Source organism: Streptomyces sp. MJM8645 (assembly GCF_001625365.1).
Taxonomy (GTDB): domain Bacteria; phylum Actinomycetota; class Actinomycetes; order Streptomycetales; family Streptomycetaceae; genus Kitasatospora.
In genome coordinates, this window is sequence record NZ_LJJF01000001.1 from 5,733,887 (window position 1) to 5,754,268 (window position 20,382).

General features: G+C 76.3%; 16 protein-coding genes. 9 read left to right on the forward strand and 7 right to left on the reverse strand.

Annotated features, from left to right (window positions below; all coding sequences use genetic code 11):
- Positions 1–76: 76 nt before the first annotated feature.
- Complete coding sequence (locus A6F73_RS24435) at positions 77–1,006, reverse strand: LysR family transcriptional regulator substrate-binding protein (RefSeq protein ID WP_063349749.1); 930 nt, start codon at positions 1,004–1,006, stop codon at positions 77–79.
- Between the two features lie 226 nt (positions 1,007–1,232).
- Between A6F73_RS24435 and A6F73_RS24440 the strand changes: the two genes are divergently transcribed.
- From A6F73_RS24440 to A6F73_RS24450, 3 genes are read left to right on the forward strand one after another with little or no spacing between them, the layout of a single operon-like run.
- The gene (locus A6F73_RS24440) at positions 1,233–2,171 is read left to right on the forward strand and encodes a DMT family transporter (protein WP_208869111.1); all 939 of its coding nucleotides are present in this window, start codon (positions 1,233–1,235) and stop codon (positions 2,169–2,171) included.
- Positions 2,172–2,180: 9 nt separating this feature from the next.
- Complete coding sequence (locus A6F73_RS24445; RefSeq protein ID WP_063349751.1) at positions 2,181–3,491, forward strand: sensor domain-containing protein; 1,311 nt, start codon at positions 2,181–2,183, stop codon at positions 3,489–3,491.
- On the forward strand, positions 3,476–4,132 hold the full coding sequence (locus tag A6F73_RS24450) for a response regulator transcription factor (RefSeq protein ID WP_063349752.1): 657 nt from the start codon (positions 3,476–3,478) through the stop codon (positions 4,130–4,132). The genes A6F73_RS24445 and A6F73_RS24450 overlap by 16 nt, the downstream gene beginning before the upstream one ends.
- A gap of 25 nt (positions 4,133–4,157) precedes the next feature.
- Here A6F73_RS24450 and A6F73_RS24455 read toward each other — a convergent pair whose 3' ends face one another.
- The 6 genes from A6F73_RS24455 to A6F73_RS39530 all read right to left on the reverse strand — a co-directional run bounded on the left by A6F73_RS24455 (position 4,158) and on the right by A6F73_RS39530 (position 12,182).
- Positions 4,158–5,399: a lanthionine synthetase LanC family protein gene (locus tag A6F73_RS24455; protein WP_079135962.1), complete on the reverse strand. Its 1,242-nt coding sequence runs from the start codon at positions 5,397–5,399 to the stop codon at positions 4,158–4,160.
- Between the two features lie 137 nt (positions 5,400–5,536).
- Positions 5,537–5,707, reverse strand: a complete 171-nt coding sequence (locus tag A6F73_RS42250; protein WP_167745873.1) for a hypothetical protein — start codon at positions 5,705–5,707, stop codon at positions 5,537–5,539.
- A 12-nt stretch (positions 5,708–5,719) separates the two neighbouring features.
- Positions 5,720–8,494, reverse strand: a complete 2,775-nt coding sequence (locus A6F73_RS24460; protein ID WP_079135963.1) for a lantibiotic dehydratase — start codon at positions 8,492–8,494, stop codon at positions 5,720–5,722.
- A 1-nt stretch (position 8,495) separates the two neighbouring features.
- A complete protein-coding gene (locus tag A6F73_RS24465; protein ID WP_063349754.1) occupies positions 8,496–9,458 on the reverse strand; it encodes a thiopeptide-type bacteriocin biosynthesis protein in 963 nt (320 codons plus the stop codon).
- 265 nt (positions 9,459–9,723) lie between these two features.
- Positions 9,724–10,824 carry a glycosyltransferase family 4 protein gene (locus A6F73_RS24470; protein WP_244293688.1) on the reverse strand — a complete coding sequence of 367 codons (1,101 nt, stop codon included), beginning with the start codon at positions 10,822–10,824 and terminating at the stop codon, positions 9,724–9,726.
- On the reverse strand, positions 10,710–12,182 hold the full coding sequence (locus A6F73_RS39530) for a glycosyltransferase 87 family protein (protein ID WP_244293486.1): 1,473 nt from the start codon (positions 12,180–12,182) through the stop codon (positions 10,710–10,712). The genes A6F73_RS24470 and A6F73_RS39530 overlap by 115 nt, the downstream gene beginning before the upstream one ends.
- 175 nt (positions 12,183–12,357) lie before the next feature.
- On the opposite strand from A6F73_RS39530, the gene A6F73_RS42560 reads away from it, so the two are divergent.
- The 6 genes from A6F73_RS42560 (at position 12,358) to A6F73_RS24500 (ending at position 20,355) form a co-directional block, all read left to right on the forward strand.
- Positions 12,358–13,353 carry a GNAT family N-acetyltransferase gene (locus A6F73_RS42560; RefSeq protein WP_107452947.1) on the forward strand — a complete coding sequence of 332 codons (996 nt, stop codon included), beginning with the start codon at positions 12,358–12,360 and terminating at the stop codon, positions 13,351–13,353.
- Positions 13,346–14,137, forward strand: a complete 792-nt coding sequence (locus A6F73_RS24480) for an aminotransferase class IV (RefSeq protein ID WP_063349757.1) — start codon at positions 13,346–13,348, stop codon at positions 14,135–14,137. The genes A6F73_RS42560 and A6F73_RS24480 overlap by 8 nt, the downstream gene beginning before the upstream one ends.
- A 151-nt stretch (positions 14,138–14,288) precedes the next feature.
- Positions 14,289–15,146 (forward strand): ABC transporter ATP-binding protein, encoded by an 858-nt coding sequence (locus A6F73_RS24485; RefSeq protein WP_079135965.1) that lies wholly within the window; start codon positions 14,289–14,291, stop codon positions 15,144–15,146.
- A 43-nt stretch (positions 15,147–15,189) separates the two neighbouring features.
- On the forward strand, positions 15,190–17,835 hold the full coding sequence (locus A6F73_RS24490) for an FtsX-like permease family protein (RefSeq protein ID WP_063349758.1): 2,646 nt from the start codon (positions 15,190–15,192) through the stop codon (positions 17,833–17,835).
- 460 nt (positions 17,836–18,295) lie between these two features.
- The gene (locus A6F73_RS24495) at positions 18,296–18,766 is read left to right on the forward strand and encodes a hypothetical protein (RefSeq protein WP_063349759.1); all 471 of its coding nucleotides are present in this window, start codon (positions 18,296–18,298) and stop codon (positions 18,764–18,766) included.
- A complete protein-coding gene (locus A6F73_RS24500) occupies positions 18,763–20,355 on the forward strand; it encodes a multicopper oxidase domain-containing protein (RefSeq protein ID WP_063349760.1) in 1,593 nt (530 codons plus the stop codon). The genes A6F73_RS24495 and A6F73_RS24500 overlap by 4 nt, the downstream gene beginning before the upstream one ends.
- Positions 20,356–20,382: the final 27 nt, after the last annotated feature.

Here is a 20,382-nt window from a genome sequence, read left to right on the forward strand (position 1 = left end):
GGAAGGGTGGTCAACCCCAAAATGGTCAAGCCGGGCCCGGCGCCGGCGGTGGGCCGGGCGCCGAACGGGCTCCCCGTCAGGCGCGCGCCGCCACACGGACCCCGGTCCCCACTCCCCGTGCGGCGTCACCCGCCCCCTGCGCGGCACCCACCGCCGCCAGCAGCCCGCCGACCGCCGGTGACCACGGCCGGCTGGTCGGCCCGGTGAGCGTGAGCGTGCGGTGGACGGCCGGCCGGATCGGGACGAGCACGCAGTCGGCCGGGAGCATGGTCAGCGCCAGCGCGGGCATCACCGAGACCCCGACGCCCGCGTGCACCATGCCGATGAGCGTGTTGAGGTCGCGGATGCGGTGCCGGGGGGTGAAGCGGGTGCCGGCCCGGCGGAAGGCCTCGCGGATGTGGCGTTCACAGCCGCCCTCGGAGAGCAGGAAGTCGTCGTCCTCCAGGTCGGCGACGTGGATGGCCTCCTGTCCGGCGAGCGGGTGGTCGCGGCGCAGCAGCGCGTGCATGGAGTCGGCCCCGAGCGCGACCGCCCCGGGCGGGAGCGGCCCGGGGTCGACCAGGACGGCGGCGTCGACGGTGCCCGCCTCCAGCCAGGTGGCGAGCTCGTCGTCCTCGCCCTCGAAGACCCGGACGGTGACCTGCGGGTAGGCGGCCTTCCAGTCCCGGAGCAGCCCGGGGAGCAGCGCCTGGCAGACGGTGGTCGGCGCGGCCAGCCGCACGGTGCCGACGGGGCCGCCGGAGTGCCGGGTGGCGATGGCGCGTACGGCGGCGGCGGAGGCGACGGCGGTGCGGGCGTGCGGGAGGATCTGCTCGCCCAGGGGAGTGGGCCGGGCCGGGGTGCCGCGCAGCAGGACGGGCGCGCCGAGGGTCCGCTCCAGCGCGGCGACGGCGTGCGAGACGGCGGACTGGCTGATGCCCAGTTCGTCGGCGGCCGCGCCGAACCCCCCGGTGTCGGCGACCGCGACCAGTGCCCTCAGCTGGGCCAGGTTGACCTCCGACGCCATGAGACTTCCTCATCTATCCGGCACTGCCACTTGTTGGACTCATGCTCTGCCGCCGGGCCACCCTCTGTCCAGACGGGATCCCAGACGGGACCCGAGGCGGGATCCCAGACGGAATCCCAGACGGGACCCCAGGCGGGACCTGCGGCGGGACCCGAGACTGGACCCTGGACGGGACCGGGACGGAACCCGACACGGAACCAACGGGACGAAGATGGAGGTGGTCCGGGTGCGGCGCTGGTTGCCGGGCTTCGTGGCGCTGTCGGCGATCTGGGGCGCGAGCTTCGCGCTGATCAAGGTGGCGGTGGAGGCGGGGGTGCCGCCGCTGTGGGTGGCGCTGTGGCGCTGCGCGCTCGGGGCGGTCACGCTGTGGACGATCCTCGTGCTGCGCCACGAGCGCGTCCCCCGCGACCGTGCGCTCTGGGGGCACTCCGCCGTGGTCGCGGTGCTCCTCAACACCGTGCCGTTCACGCTGTTCTCGTTCGGCGAGACCCGGGTCAGCTCCGTCCTCGCCGGGGTGATGAACGCGACCACCCCGCTGTTCACCCTGCTGTTCACCGTCCTCACCGTCGCCGAGGAGCGCCGCCCCGGCGCCCGCCGGCTCTCCGGACTCGCCCTCGGCTTCGTCGGCGTGCTCACCGTGCTCGGGGTCTGGCGCGGCATCGGCTCCGGCGAGGCCGCCGGCGGCCTCGCCTGCCTGGCCGCCGCCTGCTGCTACGGCGCGGGCTTCGCCTATCTGCGCCGCTTCCTCTCCGGCCGGCCGGAGTCGGTGGTCACCCTCTCCGCCGTCCAGATCGCCTGCGCCACCGCCGAGTTGGCCGCCATCGCGCCGTTCGCCGCGGGCGCCCCGCACTGGCCGGGGGCGGGCGCGGCCGGCGCCCTGCTGGTGCTGGGCGCGGTCGGCACCGGCCTCGCGTACCTGCTCAACCTCGGGCTGGTCCGCACGGCCGGCACCGCGGTGGCCTCCGCCGTCACCTACGTCATGCCGCTGTGGTCCACGGTCCTCGGCGCGGCCTTCCTCGCCGAACCCGTCGGCTGGAACGCCCTGGCCGGCGGCGTCCTGGTGATCGCCGCCGTCGCCCTGACCCGCCCCCGGCCCGCACCCCGCCCGGCCGGCTCCGCCGCCGCTACGCCTGACGCCCCGAGGCCTGGTCAGAGGGTTCGTTAGAGTGACCGGGTGAACGAGGAGGAGCAGCAGCCGACGGCCGTCTGGGCCGCGCTGCGAGCCCACCCGCTGCGCTTCCCCGTCACCCCGTGGGTGCCGCGCTGCTGGGCGTACCTGCTCGGCGGCGCGCTGCTGAGCCCGCTGCTGCTGGCCGCCCTGGCGGTGCTGCTGGTGCTCGGGCTGGGCCTGTCCGTGGTCGGGGTCGGACTGCCGGTCCTCCTCGCACTGGCCCTCGCGGGCATCCCCGCCGCCGCCCTCGAACGCCGACGGCTGCGGCTGGTCGAACCGGCACCGCTGCCCGACCCGCACCGTCCGCTGCCCGGCGCCGGCCGCCGCGCGAGGCTGCGGACCCGCCTGCGCGAGCGCGCCACCTGGCGCGAGCTGGCCCACACCGCGCTCACCGCCACGGCCCTCGCCGCCGCCGCGCTCGGCTTCAGCGCCGTGCTGCTGTTCTGTGCCGCCCTGGTCGTCTCCCCGGTGATCGTCTGGGCGCTGGCTCCCGAAACCGTCATGATCATCCCCGGCCGGGCGGTGTCCGGGCCGCTCGCCGCCCTGCCGTTCAGTGCCGCCGGGCTCGCCGGGCTCCTCCTCTGTGCCTACGCCGGCGCCCTGCTGACCACCGCCCAGGTGGCCCTCGCCCGCCTCCTGCTCGGGCCCCGCGAGGAGGACACCGGCCGCCAGGTCCTCGAACTCACCCGCTCCCGGGCCCGGCTCGCCGACGCCTTCGAAGCCGAACGCCGCCGCATCGAACGCGACCTGCACGACGGCGCCCAACAGCAGCTCGTCGCGCTCAGCATGACCCTCGGCCTCGCCGACCACGCGCTGCGCGACGGCAGCGCCCAGTCCGGCGACCGGGCCACCGCCCTGGTCGCCCGGGCGCGCGGCGAAGCCCGGCAGGCCCTGGAACAACTGCGCGGCCTGGTCCGCGGCATCCACCCCCAGGTGCTCACCGACCACGGCCTCGCCGCCGCCGTCGCCGAGGTCGCGCTGCGCCACCCCATCCCGGTCCGGTCCGACTTCGACCTCCCCGGCCGGCTGCCCGCCCCCGTCGAGACCACCGCCTACTTCACCGTCACCGAAGCGCTCACCAACGCCGCCAAGCACAGCGGCGCCGCCGCGATCACCGTCAGCGGGCGCATCGCCGACGGCCGCCTGGTGCTCCAGGTGACCGACGACGGCCACGGCGGGGCGGACCCGGCCGCCGGGGCCGGCCTGCGCGGACTCGCCGACCGGGTGGCACTCCTGAAAGGACGGCTCATGGTGACCAGCCCGACGGGCGGCCCGACCACGCTGCGGCTGGAGGTCCCGTGCTCCGGGTCGTGATCGCGGAGGACGCCGTCCTGCTGCGCGCCGGACTCGTCGAACTCCTCACCCTCGGCGGCCACCGGGTGACCGCCGCCGTCGGAGACGCCCGCGCCCTCGCCGCCGCCGTCGACACCGAACGGCCCGACGCCGTCATCACCGACGTCCGGATGCCGCCCGACTTCTCCGACGAGGGCCTGCGCGCCGCCCTCGACCTGCGCGAACGCCACCCGGGCCTGCCCGTCCTGGTGCTCTCCCAGTACGTCGCCACCCCGTACGCGACCCGCCTGCTCGCCGCCGCCGGCGCCCAACCCGCAGGCCTCGGCTACCTCCTGAAGGACCGCGTCGGCGACGTCGCCGACTTCCTCGACGCCCTGCGCCGGGTCGCCGCCGGCGAGACCGTCATCGACCCCGACGTGGTCCGCGTCCTGCTGCGCCAGCAGTCCGCCGACCGCCCCCTCACCCGGCTGACCCCCCGCGAACGCGAAGTCCTCGCCCTCATGGCCGAGGGCCTCAACAACCAGGCGATCGCCACCCGGCTCACCATCACCGAGGCCTCGGTGGTCAAACACTGCGGCAACATCTTCATGAAGCTCGACCTCGACCCCACCGAAGGCAACCGCCGCGTCCTCGCCGTCCTCGCCCACCTCCGGGCGGCGTAGGGCGGGCCCGGCACCACGCCGGGCGTCAGCGCAGACCGAGACAGGGCAGCCAGGCCCGGGAGGCGTCGTGGCCCGCGGTGAGCAGGGCGCACAGCGGGCCGGCCGCGCCCCCGAGCAGGCCCATCCCTTCCGCGCCCAGGGCCTCCACCTCGGGCAGGCGGGCCCTCAGGTGGGCGAGCAGGCGGGCCCTCAGCGCGGCCGCGGCGGGCAGACCGGCATGGTGGGCGAAGGCGTCGGCCACCGCCAGCACGCCCGAGGCGCCGTGGCACAGGGCCAGCAGGTCGCTCGCGCGGTCGCCGAAGAGGTGGAACCGCTCGTCGTACCGGTCGGCGAGCGTGCCGAAGGCCGCTGCGGCCCAGGCCGCCGTCTCCCGGTCGCCCGTCGCGTCGGCCGCGTCCCACAGCGCCCAGGACACTCCGGGGGTGCCGTAGCACCAGGCCTGGCGGGCGCGCGCTCCGGCGGGCGGCGGGCCGTCGAGCCCGGCGCCGTCCCAGGTGCGGATGGAGCGGGCGTCGTCGAAGGACTGCCGCATCAGCCACCCGGTCGCGCGGCGCAGGGCGGGCGTCAGGCCGGGGTGCGGTCCGAGGTGGCGTACGGCTGCGGTGAGTGCGATGACGACCCCTGCGGCGCCGTGGCCCGTGCCGGTGTTGATCCGGCCGTCCAGCCAGCCCAGGTGCGGGTGGCCGGCGTACTGCCCCGTCCGCAGCCGGGGCAGCTCGTCGGTGTCGCACAGCCGGGCCAGATGGTCGGCGTACGGGCCGAGTTGGGCCGATGCCGGGCGGGCGCCCGTGGTCAGGGCGAGCAGGGTGCCGGAGGGGCCGACGATGAGGTCGTAGTCCGGGAAGGCGACCTGCTCGCACCGCCAGTTAAGGGCCGGCGCGGTGCGGACCAGGTGGTCGCGGAGCCGGTCGGCGGCCCGGTGCAAGTCCGGGTGGACCAGGGCTCCCAGGCGCAGGCCCGCCAGCGTTCCGGCCAGTCCGCCGTCGTAGAGCCCGCAGTGGCCCGGCCCCTGGCCGGCGGTGCGGGCCCACACCGCCACGGCACGGGCCGCGGACCGTTCGGCCTCCGGCCCTCCGGAGGCGTGCAGCAAGGACGCCAGGACGGGGATGCCCGGATCGGAGGGGTGCTCGGCGCCCGCCGGGCTCTCGCGGGGCCGGGCGGACCAGGCGTCGAGGAGCCGGACGGCGAGTCCGGTGACGGCGGTGCCGGTGCTCTCGGTGCTCTCAGTGCTCTCGGTGTTCGCGGCGTTCGCGGTGTGCTGCGGCACGGTGGCTCCTCGGGAACGACGGGTCGGCACTCCGCCCGGTCTGGAGGGGCCGGGCGGAGTGCCGGTGGTGGCGGCCGTCAGGGGCCGCTGTCCGGGTGGCCGTCCGAGGGCGTGCCCTCGGACGGCCTGACGGGAGATCAGCAGAACAGGCCGCTACAGAGCAGCGCCGTGTCGCAGATCAGGACGGTGCAGACGCCGCTGCAGCCGCCGCTGCTGGCCTCGGGGGTCGGCAGGGTGGTCTCGGTGATGCGCGCGTCCAGGTCGCCGATGAGGGCGTCGAGGTCGGTGAGCGCCGTGATGTCGGGCATGGTTGTCCTCCTTCAGGAGCGGTGATGGGTGGAGACCGCCCCGGTGGCCCGCCCACGAGGGGCGGGCGCACCGGGGACGTCGGGTTCGCCGCGCAGTGCGGCGGCGGCGGGCTCCGCGAGTTCCTCGGCGCCCTGGTCGAACGGAAGTCTGAGCAGCAGCTGGGCGGCGACGGCGGCACCGCCGTGCACGGGGTCATGGAGCAGCAGGCCGCCCGGGTCGGGGAGCATCTCTTCGACCAGCAGGTCCGCACCGGGGTGGCGCGCGCAGATCCGCTCCAGCAGCGGGACCGCGGTCAGCGCCGCGAAGTCCACGGGCACCGGTTTCGGCTGGGGTACGGCCCGGACGAACGCGAAGCGCGGCAGTCCGGCGCAGCGCCCGAGGGCGGCGAGGGCGCGCACCTTGGTCAGGTCGCCGTCGCCGGGCCGCCACAGCAGGGCCGCCGGCACGCGCCAGACCGCGGGGCTGATGACCAGGGCGCCGCCGCCGACGGTCACCCGGGGCAGCCGGTCCGTGTCGGGGAACGCCTCGGCCAGGCCGTCCAGGCGGATCAGGCGCGAGCCCGCCGGGTGGCCGGCGGCCAGCAGCAGCCGGACCAGGACGTCGTACGGCGGCAGGGGCGTACGGGTGGCGTGGTGGACGGGCAGCAGCCGGCACCCGTCGGCCTCGGCGATGATCCGCGGGCCGACCCGTCGCAGGGTGATGCGCTCCAGCGGCAGGTAGCGGGCCGTCAGGCCGTTCGCTCCCTGGTACGGCAGGGGATCGGGATCCCCCGTCCACCAGCCGGTGATGACCGGCCGCCGTACGGCGTTGGCGGCGCGCCCGGCCAGCGGCGGCACCAGCAGTTCGACGAAGCGCGCCCCGGACAGCCGCTCGACGGAGGCGAGGAAGGCCCGGTAGCTCCGGAGGTTGTCGTAGCCGCCGTGCAGGGTGTGGAGCGCGTCGGCGAACCGGGCGTCCAGCACGCCCGCCGGCGAGGCGGTCTCCAGGACCGCGACCGGACCGGGGCCCGGCAGCGGACGCAGCAGGCAGTCCAGGGGCCAGGGCGGCAGCGCGGTCGCGGCCGGGGGCGCCCCGAGCGTGTCCAGCAGGTCGTCGTCCAGGTCCACCGGTCCGCCGCCGGCCCGGGCGGACAGGTGGGCCAGCAGCCCGGCGTAACCGGAACCGGAGGTCTCGGCGGGGTGCCAGCCCGCGTACCGGCGCGGGGGCTGAGGCGGCGGCGGGCAACTGCCGTCGGGCAGGTGGCGCGCGAGGATCTCGCCGAGCGGGCACGGCCGTTCGGTGAGCTCCGCGAGCTCGGCCGGCAGCCGGTGCGGGTCCGGCCCCGCGAGCCGGTCGGCTTCCCGCAGCCACGCCACGCGGGCGGCGGTGCCGAGGCCCTGCTGCACCTGGCGGGCGGCCGCTCCGGAGACGGCCGAGGCTATGGTGCGGTAGGAATCGGTGAACCACGGCCGGGAGTCGTCGGCGGGGGCGGCGGAGCCGGTGGTACGGAGCTCCGAAGCGGGTGCGGGTATGGGCGCGGGTATGGCGGAATCGGCGCTCGGTGCGGGTGCTGGAGGCGGTGCCGGTGCCGGTGCCGGTGCCGGTTGCGGAAGGGTGCCGCGTGCGCGGACGTCCTCGGCGGCGAGCCAGCCCGTGGTGCGGCGGCGCGGGGCCGCGCAGGCCTGGAGCACGCCGAGTCCGAGCAGGTGCGCGAGGAAGCCGCGCAGCACCGTGGGAGCGGAAGCCGCCGCCCCGGTCGCCGCCGTGCCCAGCAGAGCCGCTTCGAGGTCGCCCAACGGGCGCGGGCCGTCGGCCAGTTGGGCCAGCACGTGATCCAGGGGGAGGGAGCGCCGCAGGTCGACCTGCCGCAACCGGCCCCGGTCGTGCGGGTCGGTCACCCAGCAGCGCAGGACACCGGCGCCCGGCGCGGCGCCCGCCGGCTGGGGGAAGTGCAGCGGAGTCAGGGCCAGCACCGTGGCCGGGTCCGCCGCCCGCAGGTCCAGGGCGCCGAGCCGGGCCCGCACCCCGTGGACGTTCTCCACGGCCTCGGCCGCCACCTCGCCGAGGGCCGTACCGGGCGGGACGAGCCGCAGCAGGGGGCCGTCGGCCCAGCCGCCGCTCCCGCCGCCGCTCCCGCCGCCGCTCCCGCCGCCGTTCGCGCCCGCCGGGGTGACCGGCAGTAGGGTGACCTGGCCGACCCAGCCGCGCGGGGTGGTCTTCGCCGCGGCCCGACCGAGCGCCCGCCACACGTACGCCGCCCGTTTGCGCAGCCGCTTCCCGCTCCAGGACTCGCCCGCGGCCAGCCGGCCGGCCACGTCTGCGGCGGCTCCGGGTTCCACCTCGTCCAGGAAGGCCCGCATGACGGGCGACGCGCACACCAGGGACCAGCCCAGGGCGCCCACGCGCTCGCGCTCGGCCGCCACCGCGGCCTCCAGCCGCCGGAGGGCAGCGGCCGCCGACTCGGCTTCGCCGGACAGCCGTGCGGCGTCCGCGACGAGGCCGTGGGCGGCGGGCAGCCGCCCCAGCAGCCCGCAGTCGGCCGGGCCCGGTGCGGCGCCGGAGTGCAGCCGACGGCGCACGGCCAGCACGGCGCGGCGGTCGGCGGCGGTGAGGGCGGGGTGCGGTACGACCAAGGTGCCCAGCTGCCCGGCCAGTTGGCGGGCGTGCTCCGCCCGCCGTTCGTCCTGCCGGGCGTGGTCGGCGACCTGTGCGAACAGCTCCGGGTTGCCCGCCGCCGCCCACGCGGCCAAGGGCATGCCGGCCACGCGGAGCAGTGCCGCGGCGCCCAGTTCCCGGTCCTCGGACACGTCAGGACCTCCCGTCACCGGTGAGTGCGTGGGTCAGCAGGCTCTGCCGGGCCAGGGAGAACCGCCCCCGGTTCCAGTGGAAGACGACGTAGTGGGCGGCGGCCCGGCGCGGGCCGATCACCGCCTCGCCGGACTCGAAGTAGCCGGTGCGCCAGCCCTCGGCGGCCCGGCGCACGGCGTCCCCGTGCACCTCGACCGCCGCCCGCCGGTGCGGCGGCAGCGGAGCGAGCAGGCTCTGTCCGCCGGCCCGCCAGGCCGCGAGGATGCCCGCGGCGGCGCGCCGGGTGTCCTCGTCCGGGTCGGTGCCCAGCCTGCGGCCGGCGTCGTCCTGGAGCACCTGCCAGACCCCGCGGTGCTCCCAGCCGACGATGCCGAGGCCGTCGAGGAGTTCACCGAGGAGGTACAGGGACAACCGCCAGTCCGCGATCGCCTCCGGTCGGCCCGGGGCCGCGACGGTGTCGTGGTGATCGAGCCAGGCCAGGGAGTCCACCGTGAACAGGTCGTGGACGTGCCGCATCGATCGCGGGCCGCCGAAGAGGTAGGTCTCCGGCTCGTACCGCCCGCACAGCGGCGGTTGCGGCTGTCCGTCCACCGCGCGGAAGCGGCGGGTCAGTTCCTCGCGCAGTGCCCCGACGTCCGACCGGCCCGCCTCGAACCGGACCCGCAGCCCGGGCGGTTTGTGCATGAAGAAGAAGGAGCGCGCCGCGCCGGCGGCGATCAGGTCGCGGGCCGTGTCCGCGACGGCGCGGTACGTCCGGTGCCAAGTGGCCGGGACCGGTGCGAGGTTGATCTGCACCCAGCCGTCCTCGGGCCTGTCGTCGCGCAGCGCGGACAGCCCGGCCGTCAGGAACGCGCGGCGCGCGGCCTCGTATTCGGGGCCCGCGGAATCGACCGGTACCGTTCCCCACGGAATGTCGCGAGCGTCCTGGAGGCAGTCGGCCAGCAATCGTTCGACCTCCACCATGGTGCCCACCTCCTCGTGATTTCGGCTCTACTCCTGGGGTTTCCACGGTTTGGTCAGATTGAAAAACGGAAGGCAAATATTCATATGATGAAAAAGGGTGCGCCTGCTGCGCGTAAGGGACTTCGCGCGCTGAAGGCGCATCCTGCGGGCGCATTCGACAGCCTTAGCCCCCCCCTGGCGTGATGACCGCCCGAATGCCGGTGAGTGAGTGCCATTTTTATTCAAACTCCCCTTGAATAAAACGGCGTTGGCGCGTCCGAAAGTGTCAGGCGAGTCCGGCGAGGGCATCCGGAACGGACCGGGCGGGGTCGAGCAGGTGGGCGAGGCGGTGGGCGGAGGCGGTCCAGGACCAGTGGGTGGTGGCCCAGTCGCGGCCGGCGGTGCCCATCCGGGCGCGGTCCGCCGGCGGGGCGAGGAGGAGCCGGGTGAGGGCGGCGGCCACGTCGGCCGGGTCGCGCCCGTCGACGACGGTGCCGGTGACGCCGTCGAGGACGGTGTCGGGGGCGCCGCCGGATCGGCCGGCGACGACGGGCAGGGCGGCGGCGGCCGCTTCGAGGTAGACGATGCCGAGGCCTTCGGCTTCGAGGCCCGCCCGGCGGGTGCGGCACGGCATGGCGAAGACGTCGGCCTCGGCGTAGTGGGCGGCGGTGGCCGCGTGGTCGAGACCGCCGGCGAACTCGACGCTGCCGGGCTCGGTGCACCGGTGGGCGAGCGCGCGCAGGCGGTCCTCGTACGGGCCCTGGCCGACGAGGACGAGGACGGTGCCGGGGACGGCCCGGCGGATCGCCGGCAGGGCGCGGATCAGGACGTCCTGCCCCTTGCGCGGGACGAGCCGGGCGACGCAGAGGATCACCGGCCCGGTGCGGGCCCGCCGGGCGCCGTCGACGCCGGGCCGGAAGCGGTCCGGGTCCACGCCCGGGACGAGGCGCGCCAATTGGGCGTCCGGGCCGAGGGCGGGGGCGATCCGGGCGCGGGTGTACTCGCCGAGGTAGGTGACGACGTCGACGCTGCGGCCTATCCGGCGCAGCAGGCGGCGGGCGCCGGGGGTGCGGGCCCACCAGATCTCGTGGCCGTGGGTGGTGGCGACGGTGCGGCGGATGCCGTCGGCCTGGCGCAGCAGGCCGGGGGCCATCGCGGCGAGCGGGGCGGCGGCGCCGAACCAGACCCGGTCGCAGCCGTGGGCGCGGGCGATCTCGGCGGCGCGGCGGGTGGCCCGGGCGGTGGGCAGCAGGGTGCGGGCCCGGTCGCGGATCACCGGGAAGGGGAGAGCGGCGTCGTGCCGATCGGCGCCCGGTTCGGCGGAGGTGTAGACCACGACGTCGGAGTGGGGCAGCCGGGTGGCCAGGGCGTGGACGAAGGTTTCGATGCCGCCTTGGCGGGGCGGGAAGTCGTTGGTGACGATGAGTGTGCTGCCCATGGGCGGGTGAGACCTCGGTTCGGTGTCGGAGAAGGGACCGGAGAAGGGACCGGAGAAGGGACCGGAGAAGGGACCGGCGAAGGGACCGGCGAAGGGGTTGGAGCGGTGGTCGGAGCGGGGGAAGCGGGGAGCACCCGGGCGAGCAGGACGAGGAGGGCCGGCAGCGCGAGGTAGCCGAACCGCCCGGCGGGGGCGAGCAGGAAGGCCAGGGCGAGCCCGAGGGCGAGCCGGTCGGCGGCGGCCGCCGCGTGCCGGGGCGGGTGGGTGAGCAGGGAGGCCGCGAGGGCGAGTGCGGCGAGCAGCAGCAGGCCGACGGCCGCGTACCAGCCGGGCGGGCCGAGGTCGGCGAGCAGCCGTCCGGGCAGCGGGCTGGCGGCGGGGGTGGGCAGGTCGCCGCGGCCGGTGGGGAAGGCGAACACCTGGTGGAGCATCGGCCCGGGCGAGCGCAGGGCGCCGGGCAGGACGAGCAGGGCCGTGCCGCCCACCGCGACGGCGGCGGCGCGCAGGGCGGGGCGCCGTCCGGCGGTGGTGGCGAGCAGCGCGGTGACCACGGCGACGGCCGGCCAGGCCGTCCACTTGAGCGAGCAGGCGGCGGCGAGGGCCAGTCCGGCGGGGGCGGGGCGCCGTCGGGCGGCGAGGGTGAGTGCGAGCCAGCAGAGGCCGGTCATCGGCAGGTCGACGCCGCTGACGCAGAGCGGCAGCGCGACGACGGGCGAGGCGGTCAGCGCGGCCAGGACGGTCCGCCGGCCGACAGGTGGGGCGGTCGGCGCGGCGCGGGCGGTTCGCCGCCCGGTGGGCGCGGAGCGCAGCAGGCAGGCGAGGAACGCGGCCGCGCACCAGAGCCGCGCGTCGCCCGCCACCCGGGCGAGCGGCAGCCCGCCGAGTGGCAGCCCGTCGAGCAGGGCCCGGGGCAGTCCGAGGAGCGCCATCCCGGGCAGGTACGGGGTGTACTCGGCCACCGTCCTGGGCTCGGCGAGGTACGGCGTCCCGGTGTGCAGCAGCAGGGCCCCGGAGCGTTCGATCACCCCGACCTCGCTCTGCCCCTGGCCGGCCAGCACGAGGGCGAGCAGCGGTACGGCGACGGCCCCGATGAGCGCGAGGGCGATGGACAGCGGCCGGCCCCGGCGCGTCGGCAGAAGGGCGGCGAACGCCGCCAGCAGGTAGCCGACGGCGGCGCAGACGCCCCAGGCGCGGTGCGGGCCGAGGTCGGAGAGCAGCGGGAAGGCCCCGGCCCACCCGGCCGCGAGGAGCCATCCGCCGCACCACGCGGCGGCGTGCCGCCGGTCTGGGGAGTCGTGCCGATTCATCACCCGTTCATTGCATCGTCGCAGGTCAGCCTGGTCATCACGGTCAGGTCGAGTCCTCTGGTCGGGTTTCCCCTACCATCCGTCGGGGCCTTCGCCCGGAGACCTTCGCATCCGATCTGACGTTCGGTGTTCATCGGATTACGGAAAGTGCCCGCGCTCCCGCTATCGTGTCGGCGTGGTGAGGTCGTGGGATGCGGCAGTGGAGCGGGCGCAGGACCGGCTGGCGGCGGGGCCGCGGCTGCGGGCGGTCGCCGAGGGGGACGAACGGCGGTTCACCCTCTGGGACTTGGCGTCCCTGGTGGAGGGTGAGCTGGGGGAGCTGGTGGCCCCGGACGCGCTGACGCCGGAGGTCGAGCGCCGGTGGCGCGAGCGGCTGGGGGAGAGCGGCCGGGAGTGGCCCGGCGGCGAGCTCTACCGGCGCCGCTACTGGGTGCTGGACGAGGGCGGCGCCGTGGCCGGCATGGTGGCGGTGGACAACTGGACCAAGGGGCCCGGCCAACTGGCCGTCTCCTCCCTCTACTTGATTCCGGAGGCGCGCGGCCGGGGGCTGGCCGCCGGGGCGCTGGACGAGGTGTACGCGGCGGCTGCCGTGGAGGGCCTGCCCGGCTTCCGGCTGGAGGCGCACTGGTCCTGGCAGCGCGCCGTCCGCTACTACCTGCGCCGCGGCCTCTGGGTGGTCGGCTGGAAGCGTTCGCTGGCCCTGGCCCGGATGCCGCAGCTCCCGCCGTACCGGGTGTGCGAGGAGGGCGGCTGGCTGCACCTGCTGGTCGCGGACCGGGGCTGGGGCTGGGTGCCGATGCTCGCCGCCGGCTGCGAGGGCCGCTGGCTGCGGCTGGACGAGACGCCCGACTACCGGGCGGCCGACGGCTGGGTGCACGAGTACGCGCGTTCGACGCTGGCGCTGCATCTGGCGCTCGCGGGCCGGCCGCTGGTGCGCGGCCCGCAGTGGTGGGCGGAGGCGTGGCGGTGGTCGGACGCCGGGGAGCCGGAGGGGCTGGCCTACAAGATCGAGCACTTCGAGCAGTTGGCCCTGGCGGCGGGCCGCGAGGTGGTCAGCCCGTACCGCCCGGCGGCGACCCAGGCCCCGGCGGCCCCGACCCCGCCCCCGGCGCCGAGAGCGGAGGCCCCGGTGGCGGCCGTGCCGGGGCTGGCAGACTCGGGGGATGGCTGAGATCGAGATCGACGGCGCGCCGGCCGACCCGGCGCGGCTGGCCGCACTGGGGCTGCTGAACTACGGGCACTTCACCACCCTGCGCGTCGAGGCGGGCCGGGTCCGGGGCCTGGCGCTGCACCTGGACCGGCTGGTCCGGGACTGCGGGGTGCTGTTCGCCGCCGAGTTGGACCGGGCGGCGGTGCGGGAGCGGATCCGCGCGGTGCTGCCCGCCGACGGCGCGCCGGTGATCGTCCGGGTGACGGTGTACGACCCGGAGCTCGGCCTGGAGCGCCCCGGCGGCCCGGCGGCGCCCCGGCTGCTGCTGACCACCCGCCCGGCGGCGGTGGCCGCGCCGGCCCCGTTGCGGGTGCGCACGGCCGGGTACCGGCGGGAGCTGCCGGAGGTGAAGCACGTCGGCCTGTTCGGCCTGGTCCACCACCGCAGGCGGGCCCAACTCGACGGCTATGACGACGTGTTGCTGGTGGAGCCGGACGGCGGCGGGGTGGCCGAGGGCGCCACCTGGAACGTCGGCTTCCTCGACGGCCGCCGACTGGTCTGGCCGGACGGCCCGAGCCTGCCCGGGGTGACCGCCGCGCTGCTGGCCGGCGCGTACGGCGGGCCGCAGTCGCGCGAGCGGGTGGACGCGTCCGGGCTGGGCCGCTTCACGGCGGCGTTCGCGGTGAACGCGGGTGTCGGCGTCCGGCCGCTGGCCGCGGTCGACGGTACGGCCTTCGACCCGGCGCACCCCGTGCTCGCCGAACTCGCCACCGTCTACGGGGAGATCGCCGCCGACCCGGTGTGAGCCCGCCCGGCGCCGGCCCGCAGGCCCCCGGAGGGGGGTGGGGATATCCCCACCCCCGGTCCGCCAGCGGCCTCCATGGTCCGCCGGCCTGGCCTTTTCTAACGTGGAACCCGTCGACGACCACCGACGATCCCCGAAGGAAGGCCCACCCATGGCACGCCGCCACGACCGCCCATCGACCGAGCCGTACGCCGCCGGACCGCACGCCGCCGGACCGTACGCGACGGGGGCGTACGGCGGCGGCCCGTACACCGAGCAGGGCGCCCGTCCGGCGATCGAGCTGCGCGGGGTGCGCCGCACCTACGGCCGCGGCGCCGAGACCGTGCACGCGCTGCGCGGGATCGACCTGGCGCTGGCCCGGGGCACCTTCACCGCCGTGATGGGCCCGTCCGGCTCCGGCAAGTCGACCTTCCTGCAGTGCGCGGCGGGCCTGGACAAGCCCGACCAGGGGGAGATCCGCCTCGGCGGCGAGGACATCACCCGGCTGAGCGAGGACCGGCTCACCAAGCTGCGCCGCAGCCGGATCGGCTTCATCTTCCAGTCCTTCAACCTGCTGCCCTCGCTGACGGTGGAGCAGAACGTGCTGCTCCCGCAGCGGCTGGCGGGCGAGCGCCAGGACCGTGCCCGGGCCCGGGAGCTGCTGGCCCAGGTCGGCCTCGGCGAGCACGCCAAGCGGCGGCCCGGCCAGCTCTCCGGCGGCCAGCAGCAGCGGGTGGCGATCGCCCGCGCGCTGATCACCGACCCGGACGTGGTGTTCGCCGACGAGCCGACCGGCGCGCTGGACACCCGCACCGCGCACGAGGTGCTGGGCCTGCTGCGGCGCGCCGTGGACGACCTGGGCGCGACGGTGGTCATGGTGACCCACGACCCGGTGGCGGCCTCGTTCGCCGACCGGGCGCTGTTCCTGGCCGGCGGCGCGCTCGTCGACGAGCTGCACCACCCGCAGGCGCAGGCCGTCGCCGACCGGATGGTCTCGCTCACCGCCCGCCCGGTGGGGGTCGCGGCGTGAACGGGCGGCGTGGACCGATCGACGAGTGGAACGGGGCAGGGGCATGAGCAACGGACTGGCGCGCGCCTCGGTGCGCTTTCGACCCGCCTCCTTCGTGGGCACCCTGGTCGCCCTGCTGCTGGGCGCCGCCGTGGTGGTGGCCTGCGGCGTGCTGCTGCAGACCGGACTGACCGCGAGCGTCGCACCGCAGCGGTACGCGGGCACCCCGGTGGTGGTCGCGGCCGACCCGATGGTGCGGATCACCGCCAAGGTCGGCCGCGACACCGAGACCAGGGAGCAGACCACCCCCGAGCGGGCCCGGACGGACGCCGCCCTGGTGGGCCGGATCGCCGCACTGCCCGGGGTCGCCGCCGCCCGCCCGGACAGCGCCTTTCCGCTGCCGGCCGGCGCCGGCACCCCCGCCCTGACCGGCCGGGGCTTCGCCGCGCTCGGCATCGCCGGCCCGGCCGACCAACTGGTCGAGGGCCGTGCGCCCGGCGCCGACGAGGTGGTGCTGGACGCCGACACGGCGCGCGCCGCCCACCTCGCGCCCGGCGCGAAGCTCACCCTCACCGCCCCCGGCGGCACCGGCGACTACCGGGTCTCCGGCCTGGCCGCCGCCCAGTCGGCCGGCCCCACCGCCTGGTTCGCCGACGCCATCGCCGACCGCCTCTCCGGCCACCCCGGTCGGATCGACGCGATCGCCGTCCAGCCGCGCGAGGGCGTGGACCGCGCCGCGCTGGTCGCGCAGGTCCGCCAGGCCCTCGACGCCCAGGCCCCCGGCACCAAGGCCGCAGACGCCAAGGCTGCGGGCACCCAGGCAGCGGACGCCAAGGCCGCCGGCACCCCGGCCATCGGCCTGGAGGCCAAGGCCGAGAACGGCGGCGCCAAGGTCTTCACCGGCGACGGCCGCGGCACCGTCGAACAGCCCGCCATCGGCGAGGCCCGCACCCTGCTGATGGGGCTCGGCGGCAGCTTCGGCGGCTACGCCACCATGACCGCGATCTTCGTCGTGATGAGCACCGTCGCCCTGGCCACCGGCCAGCGCGCCCGCGAGTTCGCCCTGCTGCGCGCCATCGGCGCCACCCCGCGACAGATCCGCCGCACCATCGCCACCGAGGCGATGCTGGTCGCGCCGGTCGCCGGGGCGCTCGGCATCCTGCCCGGACTGGCCCTGGCCCGCTGGTGGTTCGACGAACTGACCTCGCGCGGCGCCGTGCCGCAGGGCGTGCGACTGGACGTCGGCCCGCTGCCGATGCTCGCCGCCGTCCTCATCTGCACCCTCGCCGCGCTGACCGCCGGCTTCCTGGCCGCCCGCCGCCCCGCCAAGCTGCGCCCCGGTCAGGCGCTCGGCGCGGCCGCCGTCGAACCGGGACACCCCGGCAAGGTGCGGACCGTCATCGGGCTGCTCTTCGCCGCCGGCGGCGTGGTGGCCGCCGCCCTCGCGGCCGCCCTGGACGGCATCAACGCCGCCAACACCGCGCTCGGCGTGGTCATGTGCTTCATGCTGGCCGTCGCGCTGCTCGGCCCCTGGGTGGCGCGGGTCGCCGCCGCGGTGTTCGGCGCCCCGCTGCGGGCCGGCGGTGCCCCCGGCTCGCTGGCCGCCGACAACACCCGCGCCAACGCCCGCCGGCTGGCCTCCGCGATCACCCCGATCGTGCTGGTCACCGCCTTCTGCGGCACCCTGCTGTTCCTCCAGAGCACCATCAGCCACGCCACCGGCGCGAACGTGCGGGACGGCATCGTCGCCGACCACGTGATCGGCTCCACCGGCCCCGGCCTGCCCGCGGGCACCGCCGCCCGGGCCGCCAAGGTGCCCGGTGTGGACGCCGCGGTCGGCGTGCTGCGCACCGCCGCCGTGTACACCCACGACATGCAGCTCGGCTCCGCCACCGCGCTCGGCGTCGACGGCGACCCGGCCCGGCTGTCCCGGGTGCTCGACCTGGGCGTGCGCAGCGGTTCGCTCGCCGACCTGGGCCGCGCCGCCGACACCGTCGCCCTGGACGCCACGCTGGCCGACGCCCTGGACGTCAAGGTCGGCGACCGGGTGCCGCTGCGGCTCGGCGACGGCACCCCGGTGCAGCCCGCCGTGGTCGCCGTCTACGACCGCGGGCTCGGCTTCGGCCAGGTGCTGCTGCCCCGGGCGGTCGTCGCCGGGCACGTCACCGCCGGGTACGACAGCCAGGTGCTGGTCGCCGACGCGCCGGGCGCCGACCGTACGGCGGTGGCGGCCGCGCTGGCGGGCCTCGCGGGCCCCGGCGGGGCGACCGTGACCGACCGGGCCGGATTCGTCGCCCAGTCCGACAAGATGATGGAGCTGAATGCCTGGGCCAACACCGTGATGGCCGGCGTGCTCGGCGGGTTCGCCGCCGTCACCGCCGTCAACACCCTGGTGATGACCGTCCTCGACCGGCGCCGCGAGGTCGCCCTGCTCCGACTGGCCGGCACCACCCGGCGCCAGGTGCGCGGCATGATGCGCTGGGAGGCGCTGCTGGTCGCCGCGACCGGCCTGGTGATCGGCGGGGGGATCGCCTGGATCGCCCTCGTCCCGATCGCCCGGGGCGTCGCCAACTCCTCCCCGTACATCCCGCCGGCGCTCGCCCTGCCGCTGGCCGCCGGAGCCGTCCTGCTCTGCCTCGGCGCGACCGGGCTGCCCGCCCGGGCCCTGCTGCGCACCCGCCCGGTGGCGCTGGGCGCCGCCCGGCAGTAGCCGAGGCCCGTGAAAGCCCGAAGGGCCCCGTCCGGTACCGCCGGAAGGGGCCCTTCGGGCTGGTCAGGGCACCTGCCAGGTCCTGTCCGGCCGATCTTGCCGGGCCCGCGACGCGCCCCCAGCCTGGCGGCCGGGAGGTACCCCCAGGCATCCCGCCTGGACGCACGCCCGAATCGCCCAAGTACGTCCAGTACGAGGGCGATCCGGGCGCACGCCCAGCCGGGCGCCCACCGCCGCGGGCTGATCCGCCAAGATCGACCGGACAGGACCTAGAGGATCGCTGGACGGCCACACCAGAGCCTCGCTCGTACGGGTGACAAAAGCCGGGCCGAGTAGGCGCAATGGGGTAGCCGGGAAAGTCCAAACCCCTTTATTGGAGCTGATCGTGATGTCGGATCAGCTACGCTCTCGCCCGCCCCGTCGGACCCGCCCGACCCGCCGAAGCAGAGAGTAGCCCGACATGAGCAGTCCTCCCGCGGCCGCCGCGCCCCGCTGGCCGCTGATCCTGCTGCGCATCACCGCGACCACCCTGGCGGTCCTGGCCCTGCTCCAGGTCATGCTGGCCGGCAGCTTCCTCAACGGCACCTACGAGTCCCTCAAGGACCACGAGGGCAACGCGATGACGCTGGCCACCGTGGTCCTCTGCCAACTGGCGGCGGCCGCGCTGGTGCGCCGGCCCGGTCGCGGCCCGCTCTGGCCGCTGTGGAGCACCGCCGTGCTGACCGTCGCCGTCGTCGGCCAGATCGCCGCCGGCTACGCGCGGTCGATCAGCGTGCACGTCACCCTCGGGGTGCTGCTGGTCAGCGGGGTCCTGTTCGGGCTGGTCGGCGCCTGGCGGCTGCCGCTGCCCGCCCGCGCGGACCACCTGCCCGAGCCGGACGGCAGCGGACGCCTGCCGCGCCCCGGCGGGCCGCTGGAGGTGTCCAAGTGAACCGTCGACGGTTCCTGGGCGTCGGCGCCTCCGTCCTCGGCGCGGGCGCGCTGGCCGCCGTCGCCGGCCCCGCCGCAGCCCGGCTGTTCGCCGAGGGCCACCCCGGCCGGCTGCTCAGCAGCGGCCTCGACCTGCCCGAGCCGTTCCAGGTGCCGCTGCCGGTGCCCGCGGTGCTCCAGCCGGTGCGCACCGACGCGACGGCCGACTACTACGAGATCACCCAGCGGGTCGCCGAGCTGGAGATCCTGCCCGGCGTCAGGACCGAGGCCTGGACGTACGGCGGCACCTTCCCCGGGCCGACGGTGGTCACCCGGTCCGGCCGGGCGGCGGTGGTCAAGCACCGCAACGAGCTGCCGGTGCCGTCCGTGGTCCACCTGCACGGCGGCCACACCCCGGCCGACAGCGACGGCTACCCCGTCGACCTGCTGCTGCCGGTCGGCTCCTCCGGTGCGGGCCAGGGGTCGGCGGGCATGCAGGGGATGTCCGACATGCCCGGCATGGCGGGGATGGGCCACGAGGCCGGGCGCACCGCCGAGGGCGAGCGCACCCACACCTACCCGGGCAAGCAGCGCGCCGCCACCCTCTGGTACCACGACCACCGGATGGGCTTCACCGGCCCCGGCGTCTGGCGCGGCCTGGCCGGCTTCCACCTCGTCCACGACGACGAGGAGAGCGCCCTGCCGCTGCCGCGCGGCGACCGCGACCTCCCGCTGATGCTCGCCGACCGCTCCTTCACCGAGGACGGCTCCTTCCGCTACCCCGCCATCGACGAGGACCTCGCCTCGCCCGGCGTCACCGACGACTACATGAACGGCGTCCTCGGCGACGTCATCCTCGTCAACGGCGCCCCCTGGCCCCGCCTCGACGTCGACCGCGCCCGCTACCGGCTGCGCCTGCTCAACGCCTCCAACGCCCGCCCCTACCGGCTCCGGCTCGACCCGCAGCCCTCCGGCGGCGACGCCCTCGTCCAGATCGGCTCCGACGGCGGCCTGCTCGCCGCCCCGATCGCCCACGACGTGCTGGAGATCGCCCCCGCCGAGCGCTTCGACATCGTCGTCGACTTCTCCCGTTATGCCCCGGGCACCTCGGTGCGCCTGCTCAACCTCTTCGGCAGCGGCCGTACGGCGGAGGTGATGCGCTTCGACGTCTCCGGCAAGAAGGTCGGCGACGACTCGACCGTGCCCGACAAGCTGTCCGCGATCGAGGAACTGGACGCCTCCGCCGTCGACGTCACCCGCAAGTTCATCTTCCGGCGCAGCGGCAGCTACGGCTGGACCATCAACGGCGACCTGTACCGGCCCGGCCGCGACCTCGCCCGGCCGGCCCTCGGCAGCACCGAGCGGTGGCGCTTCACCTCCGACCTGCACCACCCCGTCCACGTCCACCTCAACCAGTTCCAGGTGCTCAGCCGCAACGGCCGCGACCCGGGCCCGTACGACGGCGGCTGGAAGGACACCGTCGACCTGCGCCCGGCCGAGGCGGTCGAGGTCCTGGTGCGCTTCACCGACTACCAGGGGACGTACATGATGCACTGCCACAACCTGGAGCACGAGGACATGGCGATGATGGCGGACTTCACCGTGCAGTGAGCCGGGGGCCGGGGGGCTTCGTCCGGC